A 17662-nucleotide genomic window follows, 5' to 3' on the forward strand; every position below is an offset into this window, starting at 1 on the left:
GATTCAACCCTTTCTAAGTTCCAAAGCCTAAAAAACCCCGTCAAGGGGATTGAAAATCCAGTCACTAGTGTAACATAAACATCAGGTAGAAAAATGTAAAAAAATCGGGTAGACCAAGTTGAAATTTTTGTTTAGGTGGGAATAAGATGAGATTATTTGTCAGCGTGGGTTGGACTCAGACTACGATTGCTTATTTGGAGGAGCTGCAGCAATCCATTGAACCCAAGATCGAGAGCATTGATTTCGGGCCGGAACATAGAGCATTTAGAGCGCATATTACCCTGGCTACCGGGGTGTCTGGATGCCTATGAGCTCAAAAGGACGTAAAAAATGAGATAAAAAGGGTTTTAAGTTTATACGATATATTGTATAATTATGCGAAATAGGGGGAGAAGGGGAAAAAATGCACGTACGTAAAGCAAAACTCACGGATGTTGAACCATTACTGGCCTTGATTAACAGATATGCGGAACAGGGACTGATGCTTCCGCGCTCGCGCAATATGGTATATGAAAGCATTCGGGAGTTTTCGATTGTTGAAGAAGGTGGAACCATTATTGGGGTGGCCTCTTTGCATATTTTGTGGAATGATCTGGCCGAAATCCGGGCTTTGGCGGTTGCTGAGACTGCCCAAGGCCAGGGTGTGGGCAAGCTCTTGGTAAAAACCTTAATTGAAGAGGCTCTGGATTTGGGGTGCGAACGGGTGTTTGCCCTCACTTACCAACCCGGATTTTTTGAACGCTGTGGTTTTCGGATTGCTGGGAAAGAGGAAATGCCGCATAAAGTCTGGAAAGAATGTATTAACTGCGTCAAGTTTCCCAACTGTGACGAAATTGCGGTGATTAAGAGCATTAAATAAGAAGTACTCAGGAGTCAGGAGGAGTCAGGAGTGAGCATGGAAGAACCGGAAAAGAGCGGTGAAATATATGCTTAAAGAGGTAAAGATTTACACGGATGGTGCCTGTTCAGGTAATCCGGGGCCGGGTGGCTGGGGAGCAATTCTTATTTATGGAGATGTGGAAAAAGAGTTGTCCGGGTTCGCACCCCATACGACCAATCAGAAGATGGAGCTTCTGGCAGCCATAGAGGGTCTGAAAGCACTGAAAACCAGCTGCCGGGTCAGTCTTTATAGTGACAGCGCTTATTTAATTAATGCCTTTCGCCAAGGCTGGTTAGAGCGCTGGCAGAAAAACGGCTGGCTTAATGCCAAGAAAGAACCGGTGGAAAACCAGGAGCTATGGCTGGAATTACTGAATATGGCCCAAAAACACAAGATCGAATGGATTAAAGTCAGGGGGCATGCGGACAACCCCTATAATAATCGTAGTGACGCCCTGGCCAGACAAGCTATTGCTGCACACAATTGATACCAGATAATGGAACCATGGCACCATCTCTCACATACATCATTAGTAATGATCATAGTATGGGAGACGGTGCCATTGAATTTGCAAACCGAGGTTAGAGAAAGCCTCCTTCAGGCCAAACGTTTTGTCTTAAAAGGCGGGGAGCAAATACTGGCCGGACGGGTGGACGGTGAGTACGGAGTATCAGCAAGCCCCGGTGCCACAGCGCTCGCTTCTCTTGCTTTGCTCGCTTTAGGTCGGTCTTATGAATCGGCGTCCAGGCGCGGGGCGAATTGGCTCTGGCTGCACCGCCAGCCAACAGGTTGGGGAAAATACGAGGGAGATAAACCTGATCCGGAAATAACCAAACTTGCCCAAACCGTCCTGCAGGGAAGCCAGGGAGGACTTGTAGCCAAGCTGGTGTTATTAGCTCAGGCGCGCCAGTTTTCCGGAATGGTTCTTTCCCTTGGGCAAAGAGTCGTCCCCGGTTTAGAAGGGCCCACACCGGAAGAAATTGCATTACCCAATATTTTAGAAGAGCGGGTATTGGCGAAACTTCCCGTCTATGGCAGGCCGGTGGTGGTTGCAGCTGCCTTACTGGCGGCACAGGATCACCAGAAAGGTATTACAGAAGGGTTGAATTATTTAAGTTTACAGCAGATGCCTGACGGTTCTTTCGCCGAAGATATTGTGGCCACAAGCATGGGAATCTTGGCTTATCTGCGGTTTCGGAACCATAAGGAGAAGGCGGAGCAGGCCGGGCATTGGCTGGCGGGCAAGCAATATTCGGATGGAAGCTGGCCGGCCTTCGACCAATTATATACTTGGGCTGTTGGCTGGGCGGTCAACGTCCTTCCCGAAAGGGATTTAACGTCCGAAGAACAGGCGTGGCTTCAGAGGGCTCTCGTTTGGCTTAAGCAGGGTCAGAACGCGGACGGAAGTTACGGAACCACCCCTCCGTTCACCCATCCTGATCTTGATGACACAGCGGTTGCCTTAAGTCCGCTGCAGAAAAATGAAAAAACCGTTCGCTTGTTACGCTCACTGCAAAATAAGGATGGAAGCTGGGGAACGTTTCCTAGTTTTAAGGGTATGCCTCCCCAAATCCAGTGTGAGTTTCCGGTCTATATTCCCAGCGTAGATGTCACCGTGCATGTACTTGAGGCTCTGTGGCGGGAAGATTCCCGTGCTCAGGAACGGGCAATAGGGCGCGGGCTTCATTGGCTCTTAGCCCAGCAAAGAAAGCAGGGAGATTTCCCGTCGGCTTGGTTTGAAGGGGAGCTCTACACCACAGCTCAAGTGTTGGAACTTTTAAGCAAATGGAGGTTTAACTGGGAACAGTGGCGTTCTGCTCGCCAAATATATCTCGCGCGCAAAAAAACTTATGACTTCTTGCTTTCGGCCCAGCAAGAAGACGGAGGGTGGGGCTGTCCGGTTGAGACAGGACTTACGCTGGCTGCACTGCTTAGGTACCAGAAACGTGTTCAGCCTGGGATTACGGAACGGGGAATCCGCTACTTGCTTGAGCACCAACAAGCAAATGGCGCCTTTAAGCCTGCTTACCGCGGAGTATATGCAAAAGGGTGGAATTATGAAGAACCCCTAAGCACGGCACTGACCGCCATTCGCGCATATTACCGTTATCTCAAGGCAAGCGCATCCGACTTCTATTGAAATGAGTTGCGAGTCAAAATAAGATTCGACCGGAAGTAGCTTCCGGTCGAATCTTTAATGAGTGTGGCTGGATTGATATGATTTACTCAGAATCACGTGGAGGAATTGCCATTGTAATTCGAGATAGGCATTTGCGATTTCATGTTGGCTTAATCCTTTTTGCATGAGATAATCCTTGGAGAAACTTTCAAAATCGCGAATAAATCCCAACACTTCTTCTTCTCGAGTTGACAGCATTTTACGACCCCTCCGTTTCTAAATTCTCTATCAGTTAAGGATCCTGACGTATGGACTGGCTTTAAGTTAATTATATGTAACATCACGGGTGAAACCTGTTGGAATTAGTAAGCTAAACCGGACAAAGAAGGAAAAAGAATGAAGAACTAATGGAATTTTGTGTAGTTTTTTGCCGGACGAGTAATGGATTGACTTGGAAAACGCCAAAAAGTTAAATCTAGAAAACGCCGATTTCCGGCACGATAGTGCTGTTTGGCTGCATCAAAATCTTTAAGGGCAAGATAACAGTCCGCCAAAGCATGGTGAATACTTCCGGTATAAGCCAGACTAAGAAAGTGTTGGGTTAACCAGTGCGCGCCATTATGCGGGAATCCCGCCTCTTTAGCCAGACGGAGGCTGCGTTCATACATTCTTGCCGCATCCTGAAGCTTGCCCAGCTCTTTTAATATATGCCCTTGGGTGGCGAGCAGCAAAGGATCAATTAAAGCGTAGGGATTATCCCGGGCGACCGAGAGTGCTTGTTTGGTACGGCCTTCTTTATAGAGAATATCCGCAAGGGTTGCACAGAGCAGGGGGTCGTGGCTTGATAAGAATTTTTCCAGCAAGGAAATGGCCTGACCGGGTTCGTGCAAGTAGTAATAGAGTTGGCTGGCAAAGCGGGAGATGGCTAATGGACTTGTATCTTGAGAGATCTCACGGGCCATCCGCTGCACTGTCACTTTCTTCTGGGGAGGGCTGAATGTCTTCTTTCGCAGCATAGCTGCATAGGAGATGATTAAGCCGATGAGGAAACTAAAAATTCCTCCTTGCACCCCGACGCGCCATCCAATGAGTATCGCTGCCAGCAAGGAGAAGGTGGCCAGGAACAAAAAGAAATATAGTTTTTGCACATATAAGATTTCCGGATCATACTTGACTTGCTGCATGTTCTTTCCCTCCTTCATATGTTTACGAGTCATGGAGAGAAATTAGAACTGTTCCTTGGATGATTTTGGAAGGAAAGTGTACAGAAAAAACGCCCGGGAATAATCCCGAGCGTCGAGTGCTCAAAGTATTGATATGACTGGTGGAGGTAAGCGGGATCGAACCGCTGGCCTCTAGAGTGCGATTCTAGCGCTCTCCCAGCTGAGCTATACCCCCACTACAAGTATTAATTATAATCGATGTCACAGAATTTACAAGAGAGATCAAATAATTTTTGCGATGTTTTCACTTAGTCCATTTTTTAGGGTGCCCGGTTTTTTCGGTATGATTCTTTTGCGTAAACGGCAATTTAACCGTAAACACCGTCTCCGAACCCGGAGTGCTAGAGGCTGTAACTGAGCCCTGATGCAGGTTGGTAATTTGTTTTACGAGCGCCAGTCCTATGCCGCTCCCTCCGCTGGCACGGGAGCGGGATTTATCCGCGCGGTAAAACCTTTCAAAGATATAGGGAAGGTCTTCCGGGTCAATCCCGCTTCCATGATCTCGAATTTGCACGTTAACTCCATCAGTCTCCCGCTCAAGTGTAATTCTAATCTCGGATTGTTCAGGGCTGTATTTATAAGCATTGTGCAGAATGTTGTAAAACAACCGGGTTAATAGACGTTCATCGCCCTCAAGCTGCACCGGAGCCGACGGGAGACCCCAAGCAAGGGTTAACTCCTTTTCCTTAATTAAAGGACTTAAGTTATACGCTACTTTCTCCAGGAGCTTGCCCAGATTGATCGGGCTTAAGTGCAGTTGAAGGCCGCCCATTTCCGAGATATTTAAATCTTTAAGGTCGGTGGCCAAGCCCACTAAGCGTTCGATTTCTTCGTTCAATATAGTTAGGTTGTGTTCGTCCGGAGGAAGAACTCCGTCCTGAAAGGCTTCGATATAACTCCGAATAGATGTCAGCGGAGTTCGCAGTTCATGAGCAATATCGGCGGTAAATTGTTTGCGCAGCTTTTCCTGATGGGTCAGACGGTCGGCCATGGAATTGAAAGCCTGGGCTAACGAGCCCACTTCATCTTTTCCAGAAACCGGTACCCGTTCTTCAAAGCGGCCTTGTCCGATACGATCGGCGGCTTTGGTTAAGTGCTTAAGCGGACGCACCAGGCGGCGGGTAATAAGGTAATTCAAAATAATACCTAAAATAAGTGCCAGGGCTCCTGCCAGCATCAGGGAGCGCAGAATGGCAGATTGAAATGCCTGGTCCTGGGGATTGAGAATTCTTGGCGCCGCAGGATAGACAATGCGTGCGCTGCCGACAATTCCCTGGGGTGTACTTATTTCAATCGTTTTACTCTTCCAGCTTCCGAGCGAATGTCCCATACTCATCATGAAGCCAGGATTAGACATCATATCAGTATCAGGATTGGTTAATACAGCAACGGTCTGGTTCTGGGAATCCAGAAGGGTTACCTCCGTACCCAGAGGCAGGGTCTTGCTCATTTGATTCAAGGCGGTACGATCCCAGCCCCCCTTCGTTTGATAAAGGGTACTAAGTCTCGCCGGCAATTCGGATAGGAAAGATTCAACCGTTTGAGACAAATACTTGCTGAATTCTTGATTAAAGACCAGGTTCACAGAAAAAACGCTTAAGAGCAAAGAGAAAAGGACGACGGCAGTCGTGGACAGGAAGAGTTTTTTAAGCATTGTCTTCTCCCGCGCCTTCCACGTTGGGATTAAATTTATAGCCAACGCCAAAAACAGTGAGAATGATCTGGGGCTTCCCGGGTATCTTTTCAATCTTTTGCCGCAGTTTTTTAATATGGGCATCAATCACCCGTTCATCCCCGCCATAGTCAAACCCTTGGATGATTTCTAAGAGCTGTGCTCGGGAATAAACCCGGCCCGGAAATTTAGCTAAAGCTCCCAGCAGCTTAAACTCTGTCGGAGTCAGAGTAATTTCTTTTTCGGTTAATTTTACCTCATGGCGGATATTGTCAATGGTTAACCCGTTATCGAAGGTTATTACATCCGCAAGAGGTGTAGGCGCGCCGGTGGCTCGTCTGAGCACGGCTCTGACCCGGGCCACTACCTCGCGAGGGCTGAAAGGCTTGGTAATATAATCATCTGCCCCCAGACTTAGTCCGAGGATACGGTCTTCTTCCTCTACTTTTGCGGTGAGCATAATAATCGGAGTCGCGGATGTCTTACGGATTTCCCGGCAAAGTTCCTCTCCGGACAGGCCTGGCAGCATCAGATCAAGGATCACTAAGTCGTACTCATTCTCTTTTAAGAGGGTCTGGGCAATGATGCCATTGCCCGCGGTCGTTACTTGGAACCCTTCCTGTTGCAAATAAGCTTTAAGGACGTTCAAGATATTTTTTTCATCTTCTACAACTAAAATGCGCACATAAATCCCTTCCTAGAATAATTAATTCCCAACCATGTTATCTTCGAATAATTAATTCCCAACCATGTTATCTTCAAAATAAATCTGTGCTAAATCGTAATCTGCTGTAACATGATGCTATAACATGAGGCTAGCTATTACCTAATAGTAAACATAAACTGAATAAAAGTGCAAGTTAATGTGAAATATATAGCAATACTAAATACCCGACCCCCTTTGGGCCGGGCAATGTTAATTCATGCGCGGGTTGTCTTCCGTGGATTCCCCGTATTTTTCGCGCAGGAAGATATCACAATAACCATTGTCCCATCTTTGACAGAAGTCACAGCTAACTGTAGGTGAACCCATTAAGTCGTGCACCCGGCCTTCCGGATATGCCGATGTAAAATAACTGCACTCCCCGGCAATTGCCCTTAATTCTTTCGGAGCATCCCGGTCGGCCATATAATCAGGCATAGAATCCCTCCGTTCAAAAATTACATAGAATTTTAAGGTTTTGACTCTTTAAGTTAAGGGTGTCCGAAATACAATCAAAGCATACAAGGCTTAACACGGGTTATCCTTGTCCTGATCTTTGATTTTATTCGTTTCAATATTGTGCCAGTTTGCGGTTATTCGCTTTGCCAAGTATCCGAGTAAATTAAGCCAACTCTTTTTGTGATTATTAGTACTTTTGGTTCTTTTGTCTTTATAAGATAATTTTTAATGTTTTTCGGAAAGGTAAGAAAATAGTGAGAAAACGGGAGTAAATAAAAAAATAACTGACGTAAACCGATAAAAACAGAGTTCTTTGGATTTGTTTTATTTTTTAGTTAATACCATAATAAACACAGAAGTACTTTTGGTATTTGAGGGTAAACGAAGATAAACGGAAATAAACAAACATAGAAGAAAAACATATTTCAAATGATAGTAATCAGGGAACCTAAGAATGTCTTGCTTTAGATTTGTGGATCTAATAACGTTGCAGGAGGCCTAACCGATGACACAGGATCAAATGAGTTTGTGGGTGAAGGTTCAAGAAGAAAAAGGACTGGATGTGGAGAAGGTAAAGTCCCGTCTGAAAAACATGGAAATTGAAACACCTTCTTGGGGTTATGGGGATTCCGGCACCCGTTTCAAGGTGTTCAAGCAGCAGGGGGTTCCGCGCAATCCATACGAAAAGTTGGAAGACGCCGCTGAAGTGCATAAGGTTACCGGAGTATGCCCTTCCGTAGCGGTACACATTCCATGGGATAAAGTGGATGACTACAATGCGCTGAAAAAGCATGCCCAAGATCTGGGGCTCCGTATTGGGGCGGTTAATCCCAACCTTTTTCAGGACGATGAATATGCTTTAGGTTCTTTGTGCCACCCGCGGCGCGAAGTGCGGGAAAAAGCACTGGTCCATATGCTCGAATGTGTTGAGATTATGGGCAAGGTTGATTCGGATTCTTTAAGCCTTTGGCTGGCTGACGGCACCAATTACCCCGGTCAGGATGACTTCCGTAAGCGCAAGCATTTCTTAATGGATGCATTGACTCAGGTCTATGAAGCACTGCCGGAAGATGCCCGCATTTTGATTGAATACAAGATGTTTGAACCTGCATTTTACCATACGGATCTGGCCGATTGGGGCATGGCCTATAACTATTCCCTTAAACTCGGAGATAAAGCTCAAGTGTTGGTAGACCTGGGACATCATGCCCAAGGGACAAATGTGGCCCATATTGTGGCCACTCTCTTGGACGAAGGCAAATTGGGAGGGTTCCATTTTAATAACCGCAAATATGCGGATGACGATCTGATGGTAGGGGCGATCGACCCGTACGAGCTGTTCCAGATTGCCCTGGAATTAGTGGCTGGGGAGCAAGACCCTGCGACTGCTGACTGTGCCCAAAATATATCTTATATGATTGATCAGTCCCACTGCATTGAGCCGAAAATTCCGGCCATGATCCGCTCGGTGATGAACATCCAAACAGCGTTTGCCAAAGCTTTGCTGGTGCCCCGTGAAGAATTGAAATTGGCGCAGGAAGCGGGGGATGTCATCCGAGCCGAGGGGATTGTAAGAGAAGCGTTTGAAACAGATGTACGCCCGCTTCTGGCCCTGGTCCGTCAGGAAATGGGCTTGCAGCCTGATCCCTTAAAGGCTTATCTGGAAAGTCCGTATAGCCGGAAAATTTTGGCCAGGGGTATCGGCGGACAGAGCTGGTAATGGGGGGAGTATCCGATGTCGCAATGGCAGGGGTTTGCGGTTGATTTAGGCGCAAGCAATGGTCGTACCGTTCTGGGCGAATATGATGGGACCAAGCTTGCCCTGTCCGAGGTCAGCCGGTTTGCTAATGTGCCGGTCAATTTAGGAGGAACGCTTTATTGGAACTTCCTTGGGCTTTATCATGAAGTGCTGGCCGGGCTGGCTAAGACTTCAAGCGAAAGGGGAACTCCGGACACATTTGGCATAGATAGTTGGGCTGTGGACTTCGGATTGCTCAATGCCAACGGAGATTTAATCTTAAATCCCAGGCATTATCGGGATCATCATAATGACGGTATGATGGACGAGGTTTTTAAGCTTATTCCGCCGGAAAGCGTCTACGGGCGCACCGGCATTCAACTGATGCAAATCAATAGCATCTACCAACTTATGTACTTGCGCTTGCATAAAGCTTGGGTCCTGGAGCAGGCTCGGGATTTTTTGCTCTTCCCGGACCTTATCAATTATTTCTTAACCGGGGTCAAGATCGCGGAGTTTACCAATGCGACGACAACCCAACTTTTTAACCCAAGTCTAGGTACGTGGGATGGAGAGCTTCTCGGGGCTCTGGATCTTCCCACCGAAATTTTCCCGCCAATCGTAACGCCGTTTCACGTTATCGGGACGATTCGGGACGAGGTTTTTCCCGGCGGCGATAGCACAATTAAAGTTGTCACCGTGGGCGAACATGATACAGCTTCTGCGGTTTTTGCCGTACCGCATCTGTCTCAAGATTATGTTTATATTTCCAGCGGAACCTGGTCCCTGGTTGGAATCATGTCAGATAAACCGCTGATTACGGAAACCACCCGCAGTTATAATTTTACCAATGAAGGCGGAGTGAATGGGGATTATCGTGTACTCAAGAATGTCATGGGTTTATGGCTTCTGCAAGAGGTTAAACGGATGCTGGATCGGACGGGTCATGCATTGGGTTACTCCGAGTTAACGCAATTAGCTGCCGAATCAAAACCTTTCCAAGGTGTGCTCGACCCGGATGCTCCGGATTTTCTGGCTCCGGAGAACATGATTGAGGCGATTCAAAACTACTGCCTTAAGACTGGGCAGCCAAGGCCTAATGCTCCCGGCGCAATCAGCCGCACGATTTTCGAGAGTCTGGCCCTTAAGTATCGTTATGTGATTGAGAAGCTGGAGCAGGTAAGCGGCTGTTCACTTAAGGCCATCCATATAGTCGGCGGCGGAGTTCATAATGAGCTTTTGTGCCAGATGACGGCGGATGCCACGGGAAAGCCTGTGATTGCAGGACCTGCCGAGGCAACCGTGATTGGAAACCTGTGCGCACAGTTGATTGCAACCCGAGAGCTCAAAGTTGCGGAGGTGCCGCAGCTAGTTAGGAATTCATTTTCAACAAAAGAGTACACTCCGCAAAAAGACAGGTCTCAGTGGGATGAGGGTTATCGCAAGCTTGTAGAGCTTATGGCATGAATTCTGACTCCTGAATTCTGAATGCCCGGCTAGAAAGTGATAACTCAGATGTAGCATTAGTTGAGGAGGGGATATGTAGTGCGATCGGAATACCAAATTAAGCAGGACATGGTCGAAGTCGGCAGGCGCATTTATAACTTGGGTTTCGTGGCATCCAATGACGGCAATATAACTGTCAGAATCAGTGACAATGAGGTACTCACGACACCGACCGGGGTCAGCAAGGGGTTTATGACCCCGGACATGATTATTAAAGTAAACATGAAAGGAGAGGTGATTTCCGGTAAGTTAAAGCCGTCTTCCGAGCTGAAAATGCATTTGGATGTTTATAATCAAAGACCGGATGTGCGCTCGGTGGTTCATGCCCATCCCCCGACGGCTACCGGGTTTGCCGTGGCCGGGATTCCTTTGGACCGTTTTGTTTTACCGGAAATTATTATCAGCCTGGGCTCTATTCCAATCGCCCGCTACGGCACTCCGTCAACAGATGAAATTCCGCTTGCCGTACGGGAATACCTGCAGGATCATGATGCATTTCTCTTAGCGAATCACGGGGCTTTAACCGTGGGTTCGGATGTGTTCAGTGCTTTTTATAAAATGGAATCCATGGAGCTGTTCGCTAAAATCAGTCTGACTGCCAGGACGCTTGGTACAGAACGCGAGCTGGATTCGGAGCAAGTCGGCAAACTGATGGAGGTTCGCCAAAAATTAGGCGTCAAGGGAAAACACCCGAAGTGCTTAAATTGCCAGGTATGCACTTGTAAAGGAAGTGCTGCGGATATCGGCCGCGCCGAAACGGCCTGCAATCTGGAAACAGCTGCTTCAAAGAGTGCCCAGGAGTCTGGCTCTGAACTGGATGAGGCTCAGCTTAACCAGCTGGTAAGCAAGGTAACGCAAAACATACTGGCCCAGCTAGGTAAGTAAGCTTGCCTTTACCGGAAAGGAGGAAAAAATGATGAAAGGTGCTTTGGGCTTGATTGAGGTCAAAGGCTTGGTAGCAGCTATTGAGGCGGCAGATGCGGCTGTGAAGGCGGCGGATGTCACGGTACTGGGATATGAGCCGACTAAAGGGAGCGGCCTGGTCACGGTAAAATTCACCGGAGAAGTGGCAGCCGTTCAGGCTGCGATCAGCGCCGCTGCGGAAGCGGTTTCCCGGTTGACGCTCGTGTATGCTTCCAGAGTGATTGCCAGACCTGCACTGGCTGTAAGCGAAGATGTATAAGTCTTTTCAAATAAGCTTTAATGCAAAATTGATTTTTAGGAGGAAATAGTGATGAGCAGTGCATTGGGTTTAATCGAAACCAAAGGATTGACGGCCGCAATTGAGGCGGCAGATGCCATGCTGAAAGCGGCCAACGTAATTCTGGTAGGTACGGAAAAAATCGGCTCGGGGCTGGTTACGGTGATGGTGCGCGGAGAAGTCGGGGCGATTAAGGCTGCGACCGAAGCCGGGGCAGAGGCCGCCCAGCGCGTGGGTGAGCTGGTAGCGGTGCATGTGATTCCGAGACCGCATGCTGATGTCGAGAAAATGCTCCCTGCCGGCGCGAAAACTGCAAAATCTAAGGGGGTTGATTAAGATGAATGGAGAAGCATTGGGAATGATCGAGACCAAAGGTCTGGTTGCTGCTGTCGAAGCAGCTGATGTAGCCCTGAAAGCAGCTGATGTATCTCTGGTCGGTACGGAAAAAATCGGCTCCGGACTTATTACCGTTATGTTGCGCGGTGATGTAGCCGCAATCAAGGCTGCCGTGGAAGCAGGTGCCCAAGCTGCCGGACGCCTGGGCGAACTGATTTCCGCCCATGTCATTCCGCGCCCCCATGTTGATGTCGAAAAACTCTTAGGATAAGGGATGAGCGAGCAATGAACGAGGCCGCATTAGTTGAGTTAATCACCAAGGAAGTGATGGCCCAGTTAAACAGTCACTCTCTCCCACATACAAAAACCTTGCCGGATTCCAAAGCACAGCCGAATTTGGCTGTCGGCGCCAAGATTGTCCCTGTTTCGGTTTCCGTGAGGCATGTGCATTTGGCACAGCCTGAGATCGATATTCTTTTCGGCAAAGGGCACCGGTTGCATAAGCAAAAAGATTTATACCAGCCGGGGGAATTTGCAGCAGAAGAAGTTGTGACCCTGGTCGGACCGAAACTAAGATCGCTGAGCAATGTCAGAGTTCTGGGGCCGGTACGCCCGCACACTCAGATCGAGGTCTCGCGCACCGATGCTGTCACTTTAGGCCTTAATGTCCCTGTCCGGCCATCAGGGCTGCTTAAAGGCTCGGCCACTATCACCCTGGTTGGGCCGAAAGGTTCCATTACTTTGCCGGAATCGTGCATTATAGCCAACCGGCACATCCACGTACCGGCAACGGAAGCTAAACAATGGGGGCTTCAGGATGACCAGCGGGTGATGGTGCGGGTTGACGGAGACCGGCCTGCCCTGTTGGGTGATGTGCAAATACGGGTTTCGGATAAATTCAAATTAATGATGCATATCGATACCGATGACGCCAATGCCGTTGGCTTAGCTTGCGGCGGCTATGTCGAAATTGTGGACGGGGAGTGAGCCGAATGATCTTAGGACAGGTTGTGGGCACGGTGGTCGCCACAAGGAAAAGTGAAACCCTGGTTGGACAGAAGCTGCTTGTGCTCAAACCGCTTTACACTCCCGCGAAGGAAGAAGTATTTGTTGCTGTTGATACGGTCGGGGCCGGTGTCGGTGAGACAGTGCTTGTTGCATTGGGAAGCGGAGCCCGCCTGGCGCTGCATAAGGAACAGGCTCCGATTGATGCAGCGATTGTAGGGATTGTAGATACCGTGAAGATTTCGGGTAGTGAGTAGGGGTAGGTGATTAGGGATGGAAATATCTGAAGCAAAAATCGCACAAATCGTCAGCAAAGTATTAGAGCAAGTACAAAAGAACGAGCCAAACCCGCTGAATAGCTTGAATCTCAATATTCAGCCAGCCGGTGATTTGGGAGTATTCCATGAGATTAATGCTGCGGTTAAGGCTGCGGCAGCTGCTCAGAGGGAATTAGCTAACTTATCTCTGGACAAAAGGGCAGAGTTCATTGAAGCCATACGGGAAGTGTCTATTAAAAATGCCAAGGAATGGGCCAGGCTCGCATATGAAGAGACGGGCATGGGCCGGGTAGCGGACAAAACCCAGAAAAATATCAACTCAGCCCGTTTAAGCCCGGGGATCGAGGACTTAAAAACCAATTCTGCAACCGGGGACAACGGAGTGGTCTTGGTAGATAGAGCCCCCTACGGAGTGATTGCATCCATTGAACCGGCAACCCATCCGGTGGCCTGCCTGATCAACCACGCCATTACCATGATCGCTGCAGGCAACTCGATTTTCTTTCTCCCCCACCCCAAAGGACTGCGTGCCGCTCATACGGTTGTCCGCGCCTTTAATAAAGCGATTATCGATCTGGATGGGCCGGCTAATTTAATGGTCGTCTTAGATCGAGTGAACTTAGAAGACCTGGATAAGGTTCTGAAACATCCGGGAATTAACTTGATCGTGGCCACCGGAGGCCCGGCCGTTGTAGAAATGAGCCTCGCCAGCGGCAAGAAGGCCATCGCAGCCGGTCCCGGCAACCCACCGGTTGTGGTTGACGAAACGGCTGACGCCGTACAGGCAGCCCGGGATATTGTAGTCGGCCATTCGTTTGACAATAATTTGCTGTGTATTGCAGAAAAAGAAATTATTGCGGTAGACTGCAAAGCGGATCGCCTCCTGGCTGAACTGGAGAAGCAAAACACCTACCGGCTGGTTGGAAAAGATATTGACCGCTTAACCGCGCTCGTCACCAAAGGCGGCCATATTAACCACCAATACGTCGGAAAGAATGCGAGTGTGCTCCTGCGGGAACTCGGAATCGAAGCGAGTGATGATATTCGAACCATTATCATTGAGGTTCCGGCGGATCATCCCCTGGTGAAAATTGAACAGATGATGCCGATTTTGCCTTTGGTCCGCGTGCCCAATTTTGAGGCCGCAGTCAAACTGGCCGTTGAAGCTGAACAAGGGTGCGGACACACGGCTATGATTCATTCTCAAAATGTAGAGCATATTACCCGCTATGCCCGGGCAATCAACACCACCTTTGTCGTGGCCAATGCCCCGTCTTCTGCCGGCTTGGCCGTGGAAGGGGAAGGCGTGTATTCCCACACGATTGCCAGCCCCACTGGGGAGGGAGTGGCGACACCCCGGACTTACACCAGAGAGCGAAGATTAGCAGTTGGCCGCCGTGCGCTTAGAATTGTCTAAGGAGCAAAACTATGGACTTAGCCACCTTAGTAGATAAAGTTCAAGCAGCCGGGATTGTCGGCGCCGGGGGCGCCGGTTTTCCCACCCATGTAAAGTTGAATAACAGGTGTGAGACTGTGCTGGTGAATGCAGCGGAGTGTGAACCATTACTCCAGGTAGACCAGCAGCTTCTGAAGCAGGAAGCTCAGGCCTTGGTCAAGACCCTGGCCCTTGTAGTGGAAGCGACCGGAGCAGGCAAAGGAATATTCGGGGTCAAGGCTAAATACGAGGCGGCACTGGCGATTTTAGAGCAAGCAGTCGCAGCCCTGGATCTGCATCAAGGCAAGCTCGAAATTGCGCGGCTGGGCGATTTCTATCCCGCAGGGGATGAACAGGTGCTCGTGTATGAAGTCTTGGGCAAAGTGGTTCCTCAGGGAGGGATTCCCCTCCAGGTTGGGGTTATCGTCCTCAATGTCGAAACCTTGCTTAATATCAGCCGGGCTTTGAACCATGAGGCTGTGACGCATAAATACGTGACGGTGGCCGGAGCGGTTGCCAATCCGGTCACGGTTAAAGTGCCGCTGGGCACCCCAATCAACAGCGTGCTGGGGTTGGCAGGGGGCAGCACGGTTGCACATTTCCGCGTCCTTGAAGGCGGCCCGATGATGGGCAAAGAGGTTTATGATTTGGAGCGGGGAGTTACCAAAACCACCAAAGGATTGATCGTATTACCCGCGGAGCACCGGCTCTGGCGCAAGAAGGATGTTCCGTCAAGCACCATGCTCAAACGAGCCATGTCCGTGTGCTGCCAATGTTCTGCCTGCACCGACCTTTGTCCCAGGCACCTGCTTGGGCATACCATTGAGCCCCACCGCATCTTGCGCAGCTTGGTCCATCATGTAGGCAGCGATTTTAAGGGCCTCACCGGTGCTCAGTTTTGTTCTGAATGCGCTGTGTGCGATGTCTACGCCTGCGTCATGGATATTTCCCCGCGCCAGCTCAATGCAGCCGTAAAAAGGGAATTGGGCAAACAGGGTTTTCGCCAGGCTCCGGGCGGCGAAGGCAAGCCGTCTTCCCAAAGAGAGCTGCGCAAAATCCCCATTAAACGCTTAATCCCGCGTTTGGGGCTGGAGAGTTATCATAAACCCGCTCCCCTAAGCAGCCGGGAGTTCGAACCGGATCAGGTTCGGCTTGAATTAAAGCAGCACGTAGGCCTACCGTGCACCCCGGTTGTTGAGCCTGGAGCCAGGGTAACGGCCGGGGTGCTTGTGGCCGAGGTTCCGTCAGGCCAGTTGGGAAGCAGGATTCATGCAAGCATTACCGGTACGGTACTTCAGGTTGCACCCCAGATCGTGATTGCGAGGTGACAGGAATGAAAAAGGCTATCGGTTTACTCGAATATCGCAGTGTCACCCGGGGCATGGTATGTGCGGATACCGTGGTCAAATCCGCAGGAGTAGAGCTGCTTCAGGCTGCCACCGTCTGTCCCGGAAAATTTTTGGTCTTAATTGCCGGGGATGTCGGCTCAGTTCAAAGCGCGATCGAATCCGGAACAGTGATCGGAGAGGATGTTCTGATAGACCAATTTATTCTGGCTAATGTTCATGATGCAGTCTTTCCGGCCTTGAATGCCACTTCCAATGTGGATCCTGAGGGAGCTTTGGGTATTATTGAGACATTTACGGCTGCAGCGGCTGTGGTTGCTGCAGATCTTGCCGCCAAAACAGCCCAGGTTGAGCTGATTGAGATCCGCCTTGCCCGCGGCCTGGGGGGAAAATCATTTGTCACCTTCAACGGGGACGTCGGTTCGGTGACGGTTGCAGTGGAAGCGGTGACCAAGGCTTTAGCCGAAGAAGGAACCTTGGTGGATCAGGCCGTGATTCCCAATCCGCACCGCGAGCTCTGGCAGCAGCTAGTATAAGGCAGGGATCAGGCATGCGCATTCTGGTGATAAACTGCGGTGGAACATCAATAAAATATCAGGTGATTTCCTGGCAGCCTGACTGTCAGAACATTGAGGCGAAAGGGGCGGTCGAGAATATCGGCGCACCTCACTCTGTAATTAAATATCAAGTAACCGGCAGACCCATGTATACGTCTGAGGTTAGGGTTTCAGACCACGAAGCGGGACTGAGGCAGGTTCTTAAGTTGTTGATTGATCCGGAAATCGGTGCTTTTAAGGATTACGGCGCGATTGACGCAGTGGGGCACCGGGTAGTTCAAGCGGGGGAGAAATTTCGCGGATCCTTTCCAATCAATGCTGAACTGATGGCCGCTTTGTACCGGCATATTGAACTCGCGCCCCTGCACAATCCGGCGAACATCAAAGGAATTGAAGCCTGCCGGAAGCTCATGCCGAATGTTCCGCAAGTCGCGGTGTTTGACAATGCTTTTCATAAAGATATTCCTGATTATGTCTATATTTACGCTTTACCTTACGAATATTACGAGAAATACGGGATCCGCCGCTATGGCTTTCACGGTATTTCCTTTCAATATATGACCGAGAGGGCTGCGACCCTTCTGAACTTCGATCTGACTCAGAAACGGGTGGTCTCTCTCATGCTGGGGAGCGGCACCACCATCAACGCCCTGGCCTATGGGCGCTCGCTGGACGTTTCGACTGGATTAAGCCCTACCGAAGGATTGATTCAATCGACCCGCGCGGGTGATTTAGACCCCGCAGCCATCACCTATATCATGCGCAAGGAAAGGCTTACCCCCGATCAGATGGATCATGTCCTTAACCGCCAAAGCGGGTGGCTGGGCATCTCCGGAGTGAGCAACGACCTGCGCTTGATCGAAGCCGAGGCCAACCGGGGCAATTACCGCGCCCGCCTGGCACTGGACGCCTTTGCCTACCGGGTGAAAAAATACATCGGCGCTTATGCCGCAGCCATGGGAGGGATTGATTTACTCCTGTTTGCGGGCGGCGCCGGAGAAAACAGCGCTGTAATTCGTGCCAAAATATGCGCGGGACTGGAGTTCTTAGGAATTTCTCTTGATCCGGAGCTTAACCAAAACCTGCGGGGAGAGGGCCTTGTCTCCAAGGTCGAAGCTCGGACACCGGTGTTAGTGGTCAATACGAATGAAGAGATGGTCATTGCGCACGAGACTTATGCAGTTGTCTCCTCTTAAATACTGTT

At 49.6% G+C, this 17662-nt stretch carries 21 protein-coding genes and 1 tRNA gene; 16 read left to right on the forward strand and 6 right to left on the reverse strand.

Annotated elements, in window-relative coordinates; all coding sequences use genetic code 11:
- Positions 1-146 precede the first annotated feature (146 nt).
- The 4 genes from J0X21_RS09140 to J0X21_RS09155 all read left to right on the forward strand — a co-directional run bounded on the left by J0X21_RS09140 (position 147) and on the right by J0X21_RS09155 (position 3020).
- Positions 147-311, forward strand: a complete 165-nt coding sequence (locus J0X21_RS09140; RefSeq protein WP_206811892.1) for a hypothetical protein — start codon at positions 147-149, stop codon at positions 309-311.
- Between the two features lie 92 nt (positions 312-403).
- Complete coding sequence (locus tag J0X21_RS09145; protein WP_206811893.1) at positions 404-859, forward strand: N-acetyltransferase; 456 nt, start codon at positions 404-406, stop codon at positions 857-859.
- Between the two features lie 67 nt (positions 860-926).
- Positions 927-1367, forward strand: a complete 441-nt coding sequence (gene rnhA / locus J0X21_RS09150; protein ID WP_206811894.1) for a ribonuclease HI — start codon at positions 927-929, stop codon at positions 1365-1367.
- Between the two features lie 75 nt (positions 1368-1442).
- Positions 1443-3020 carry a prenyltransferase/squalene oxidase repeat-containing protein gene (locus tag J0X21_RS09155; protein ID WP_236006170.1) on the forward strand — a complete coding sequence of 526 codons (1578 nt, stop codon included), beginning with the start codon at positions 1443-1445 and terminating at the stop codon, positions 3018-3020.
- A gap of 54 nt (positions 3021-3074) precedes the next feature.
- Here the strand turns inward: J0X21_RS09155 and J0X21_RS09160 are convergent, their stop codons facing one another.
- The 6 genes from J0X21_RS09160 to J0X21_RS09185 form a co-directional block, all read right to left on the reverse strand.
- Positions 3075-3257, reverse strand: coding sequence for a hypothetical protein (locus J0X21_RS09160; protein WP_206811896.1), 183 nt, complete (start codon positions 3255-3257; stop codon positions 3075-3077).
- A gap of 146 nt (positions 3258-3403) precedes the next feature.
- Positions 3404-4183: a tetratricopeptide repeat protein gene (locus J0X21_RS09165; RefSeq protein WP_206811897.1), complete on the reverse strand. Its 780-nt coding sequence runs from the start codon at positions 4181-4183 to the stop codon at positions 3404-3406.
- Between the two features lie 138 nt (positions 4184-4321).
- A tRNA-Ala gene (locus tag J0X21_RS09170) sits at positions 4322-4397 on the reverse strand.
- A 69-nt stretch (positions 4398-4466) separates the two neighbouring features.
- Positions 4467-5876, reverse strand: a complete 1410-nt coding sequence (locus J0X21_RS09175) for a sensor histidine kinase (RefSeq protein ID WP_206811898.1) — start codon at positions 5874-5876, stop codon at positions 4467-4469.
- Positions 5869-6579, reverse strand: a complete 711-nt coding sequence (locus J0X21_RS09180) for a response regulator transcription factor (RefSeq protein ID WP_206811899.1) — start codon at positions 6577-6579, stop codon at positions 5869-5871. Before J0X21_RS09180 ends, J0X21_RS09175 begins: the two co-directional genes overlap by 8 nt.
- A gap of 231 nt (positions 6580-6810) precedes the next feature.
- Complete coding sequence (locus J0X21_RS09185; protein WP_206811900.1) at positions 6811-7035, reverse strand: hypothetical protein; 225 nt, start codon at positions 7033-7035, stop codon at positions 6811-6813.
- Between the two features lie 526 nt (positions 7036-7561).
- Here J0X21_RS09185 and rhaI point away from each other — a divergent pair.
- The 12 genes from rhaI to J0X21_RS09245 all read left to right on the forward strand — a co-directional run bounded on the left by rhaI (position 7562) and on the right by J0X21_RS09245 (position 17654).
- The gene (gene rhaI / locus J0X21_RS09190; RefSeq protein ID WP_236006171.1) at positions 7562-8776 is read left to right on the forward strand and encodes an L-rhamnose isomerase; all 1215 of its coding nucleotides are present in this window, start codon (positions 7562-7564) and stop codon (positions 8774-8776) included.
- A 15-nt stretch (positions 8777-8791) separates the two neighbouring features.
- Positions 8792-10261, forward strand: a complete 1470-nt coding sequence (locus J0X21_RS09195; protein WP_206811901.1) for a rhamnulokinase — start codon at positions 8792-8794, stop codon at positions 10259-10261.
- A gap of 78 nt (positions 10262-10339) precedes the next feature.
- On the forward strand, positions 10340-11185 hold the full coding sequence (locus J0X21_RS09200) for a class II aldolase/adducin family protein (protein WP_206811902.1): 846 nt from the start codon (positions 10340-10342) through the stop codon (positions 11183-11185).
- A 31-nt stretch (positions 11186-11216) separates the two neighbouring features.
- Positions 11217-11483: a BMC domain-containing protein gene (locus J0X21_RS09205; protein WP_328812627.1), complete on the forward strand. Its 267-nt coding sequence runs from the start codon at positions 11217-11219 to the stop codon at positions 11481-11483.
- Positions 11484-11531: 48 nt separating this feature from the next.
- Positions 11532-11837 (forward strand): BMC domain-containing protein, encoded by a 306-nt coding sequence (locus J0X21_RS09210; protein WP_328812629.1) that lies wholly within the window; start codon positions 11532-11534, stop codon positions 11835-11837.
- A 1-nt stretch (position 11838) separates the two neighbouring features.
- Positions 11839-12108 carry a BMC domain-containing protein gene (locus J0X21_RS09215; protein ID WP_206811905.1) on the forward strand — a complete coding sequence of 90 codons (270 nt, stop codon included), beginning with the start codon at positions 11839-11841 and terminating at the stop codon, positions 12106-12108.
- A 14-nt stretch (positions 12109-12122) separates the two neighbouring features.
- Entirely contained in the window at positions 12123-12824 is a 702-nt protein-coding gene (gene pduL / locus J0X21_RS09220; RefSeq protein ID WP_206811906.1) for a phosphate propanoyltransferase, read from the forward strand.
- A 5-nt stretch (positions 12825-12829) separates the two neighbouring features.
- Entirely contained in the window at positions 12830-13099 is a 270-nt protein-coding gene (locus J0X21_RS09225) for a EutN/CcmL family microcompartment protein (protein ID WP_206811907.1), read from the forward strand.
- A gap of 16 nt (positions 13100-13115) precedes the next feature.
- Positions 13116-14537, forward strand: coding sequence for an aldehyde dehydrogenase (locus J0X21_RS09230; protein ID WP_206811908.1), 1422 nt, complete (start codon positions 13116-13118; stop codon positions 14535-14537).
- Between the two features lie 11 nt (positions 14538-14548).
- Positions 14549-15883, forward strand: a complete 1335-nt coding sequence (locus J0X21_RS09235) for a 4Fe-4S dicluster domain-containing protein (RefSeq protein ID WP_206811909.1) — start codon at positions 14549-14551, stop codon at positions 15881-15883.
- Positions 15884-15888: 5 nt separating this feature from the next.
- Positions 15889-16437 carry a BMC domain-containing protein gene (locus tag J0X21_RS09240; protein WP_206811910.1) on the forward strand — a complete coding sequence of 183 codons (549 nt, stop codon included), beginning with the start codon at positions 15889-15891 and terminating at the stop codon, positions 16435-16437.
- A 14-nt stretch (positions 16438-16451) separates the two neighbouring features.
- Positions 16452-17654 (forward strand): acetate/propionate family kinase, encoded by a 1203-nt coding sequence (locus J0X21_RS09245; RefSeq protein ID WP_206811911.1) that lies wholly within the window; start codon positions 16452-16454, stop codon positions 17652-17654.
- Positions 17655-17662 lie beyond the last annotated feature (8 nt).

It is taken from the genome of Paradesulfitobacterium ferrireducens, from assembly GCF_017310645.1.
GTDB classification, from domain to species: domain Bacteria; phylum Bacillota; class Desulfitobacteriia; order Desulfitobacteriales; family Desulfitobacteriaceae; genus Paradesulfitobacterium; species Paradesulfitobacterium ferrireducens.

Excerpts from the sequence above, each read along its gene's own strand:
- rnhA (WP_206811894.1), top strand. The coding sequence starts at position 927 with ATGCTTAAAGAGGTAAAGATTTACACGGATGGTGCCTGTTCAGGTAAT.
- J0X21_RS09145 (WP_206811893.1), top strand. The coding sequence starts at position 404 with ATGCACGTACGTAAAGCAAAACTCACGGATGTTGAACCATTACTGGCC.
- J0X21_RS09245 (WP_206811911.1), top strand. The coding sequence starts at position 16,452 with ATGCGCATTCTGGTGATAAACTGCGGTGGAACATCAATAAAATATCAG.
- J0X21_RS09205 (WP_328812627.1), top strand. The coding sequence starts at position 11,217 with ATGAAAGGTGCTTTGGGCTTGATTGAGGTCAAAGGCTTGGTAGCAGCT.
- J0X21_RS09235 (WP_206811909.1), top strand. The coding sequence starts at position 14,549 with ATGGACTTAGCCACCTTAGTAGATAAAGTTCAAGCAGCCGGGATTGTC.
- rhaI (WP_236006171.1), top strand. The coding sequence starts at position 7,562 with ATGACACAGGATCAAATGAGTTTGTGGGTGAAGGTTCAAGAAGAAAAA.
- J0X21_RS09140 (WP_206811892.1), top strand. The coding sequence starts at position 147 with ATGAGATTATTTGTCAGCGTGGGTTGGACTCAGACTACGATTGCTTAT.
- J0X21_RS09165 (WP_206811897.1), bottom strand. The coding sequence starts at position 4,183 with ATGCAGCAAGTCAAGTATGATCCGGAAATCTTATATGTGCAAAAACTA.
- J0X21_RS09195 (WP_206811901.1), top strand. The coding sequence starts at position 8,792 with ATGTCGCAATGGCAGGGGTTTGCGGTTGATTTAGGCGCAAGCAATGGT.
- J0X21_RS09185 (WP_206811900.1), bottom strand. The coding sequence starts at position 7,035 with ATGCCTGATTATATGGCCGACCGGGATGCTCCGAAAGAATTAAGGGCA.
- J0X21_RS09230 (WP_206811908.1), top strand. The coding sequence starts at position 13,116 with ATGGAAATATCTGAAGCAAAAATCGCACAAATCGTCAGCAAAGTATTA.
- J0X21_RS09215 (WP_206811905.1), top strand. The coding sequence starts at position 11,839 with ATGAATGGAGAAGCATTGGGAATGATCGAGACCAAAGGTCTGGTTGCT.
- J0X21_RS09225 (WP_206811907.1), top strand. The coding sequence starts at position 12,830 with ATGATCTTAGGACAGGTTGTGGGCACGGTGGTCGCCACAAGGAAAAGT.
- J0X21_RS09240 (WP_206811910.1), top strand. The coding sequence starts at position 15,889 with ATGAAAAAGGCTATCGGTTTACTCGAATATCGCAGTGTCACCCGGGGC.
- J0X21_RS09160 (WP_206811896.1), bottom strand. The coding sequence starts at position 3,257 with ATGCTGTCAACTCGAGAAGAAGAAGTGTTGGGATTTATTCGCGATTTT.
- pduL (WP_206811906.1), top strand. The coding sequence starts at position 12,123 with ATGAACGAGGCCGCATTAGTTGAGTTAATCACCAAGGAAGTGATGGCC.
- J0X21_RS09175 (WP_206811898.1), bottom strand. The coding sequence starts at position 5,876 with ATGCTTAAAAAACTCTTCCTGTCCACGACTGCCGTCGTCCTTTTCTCT.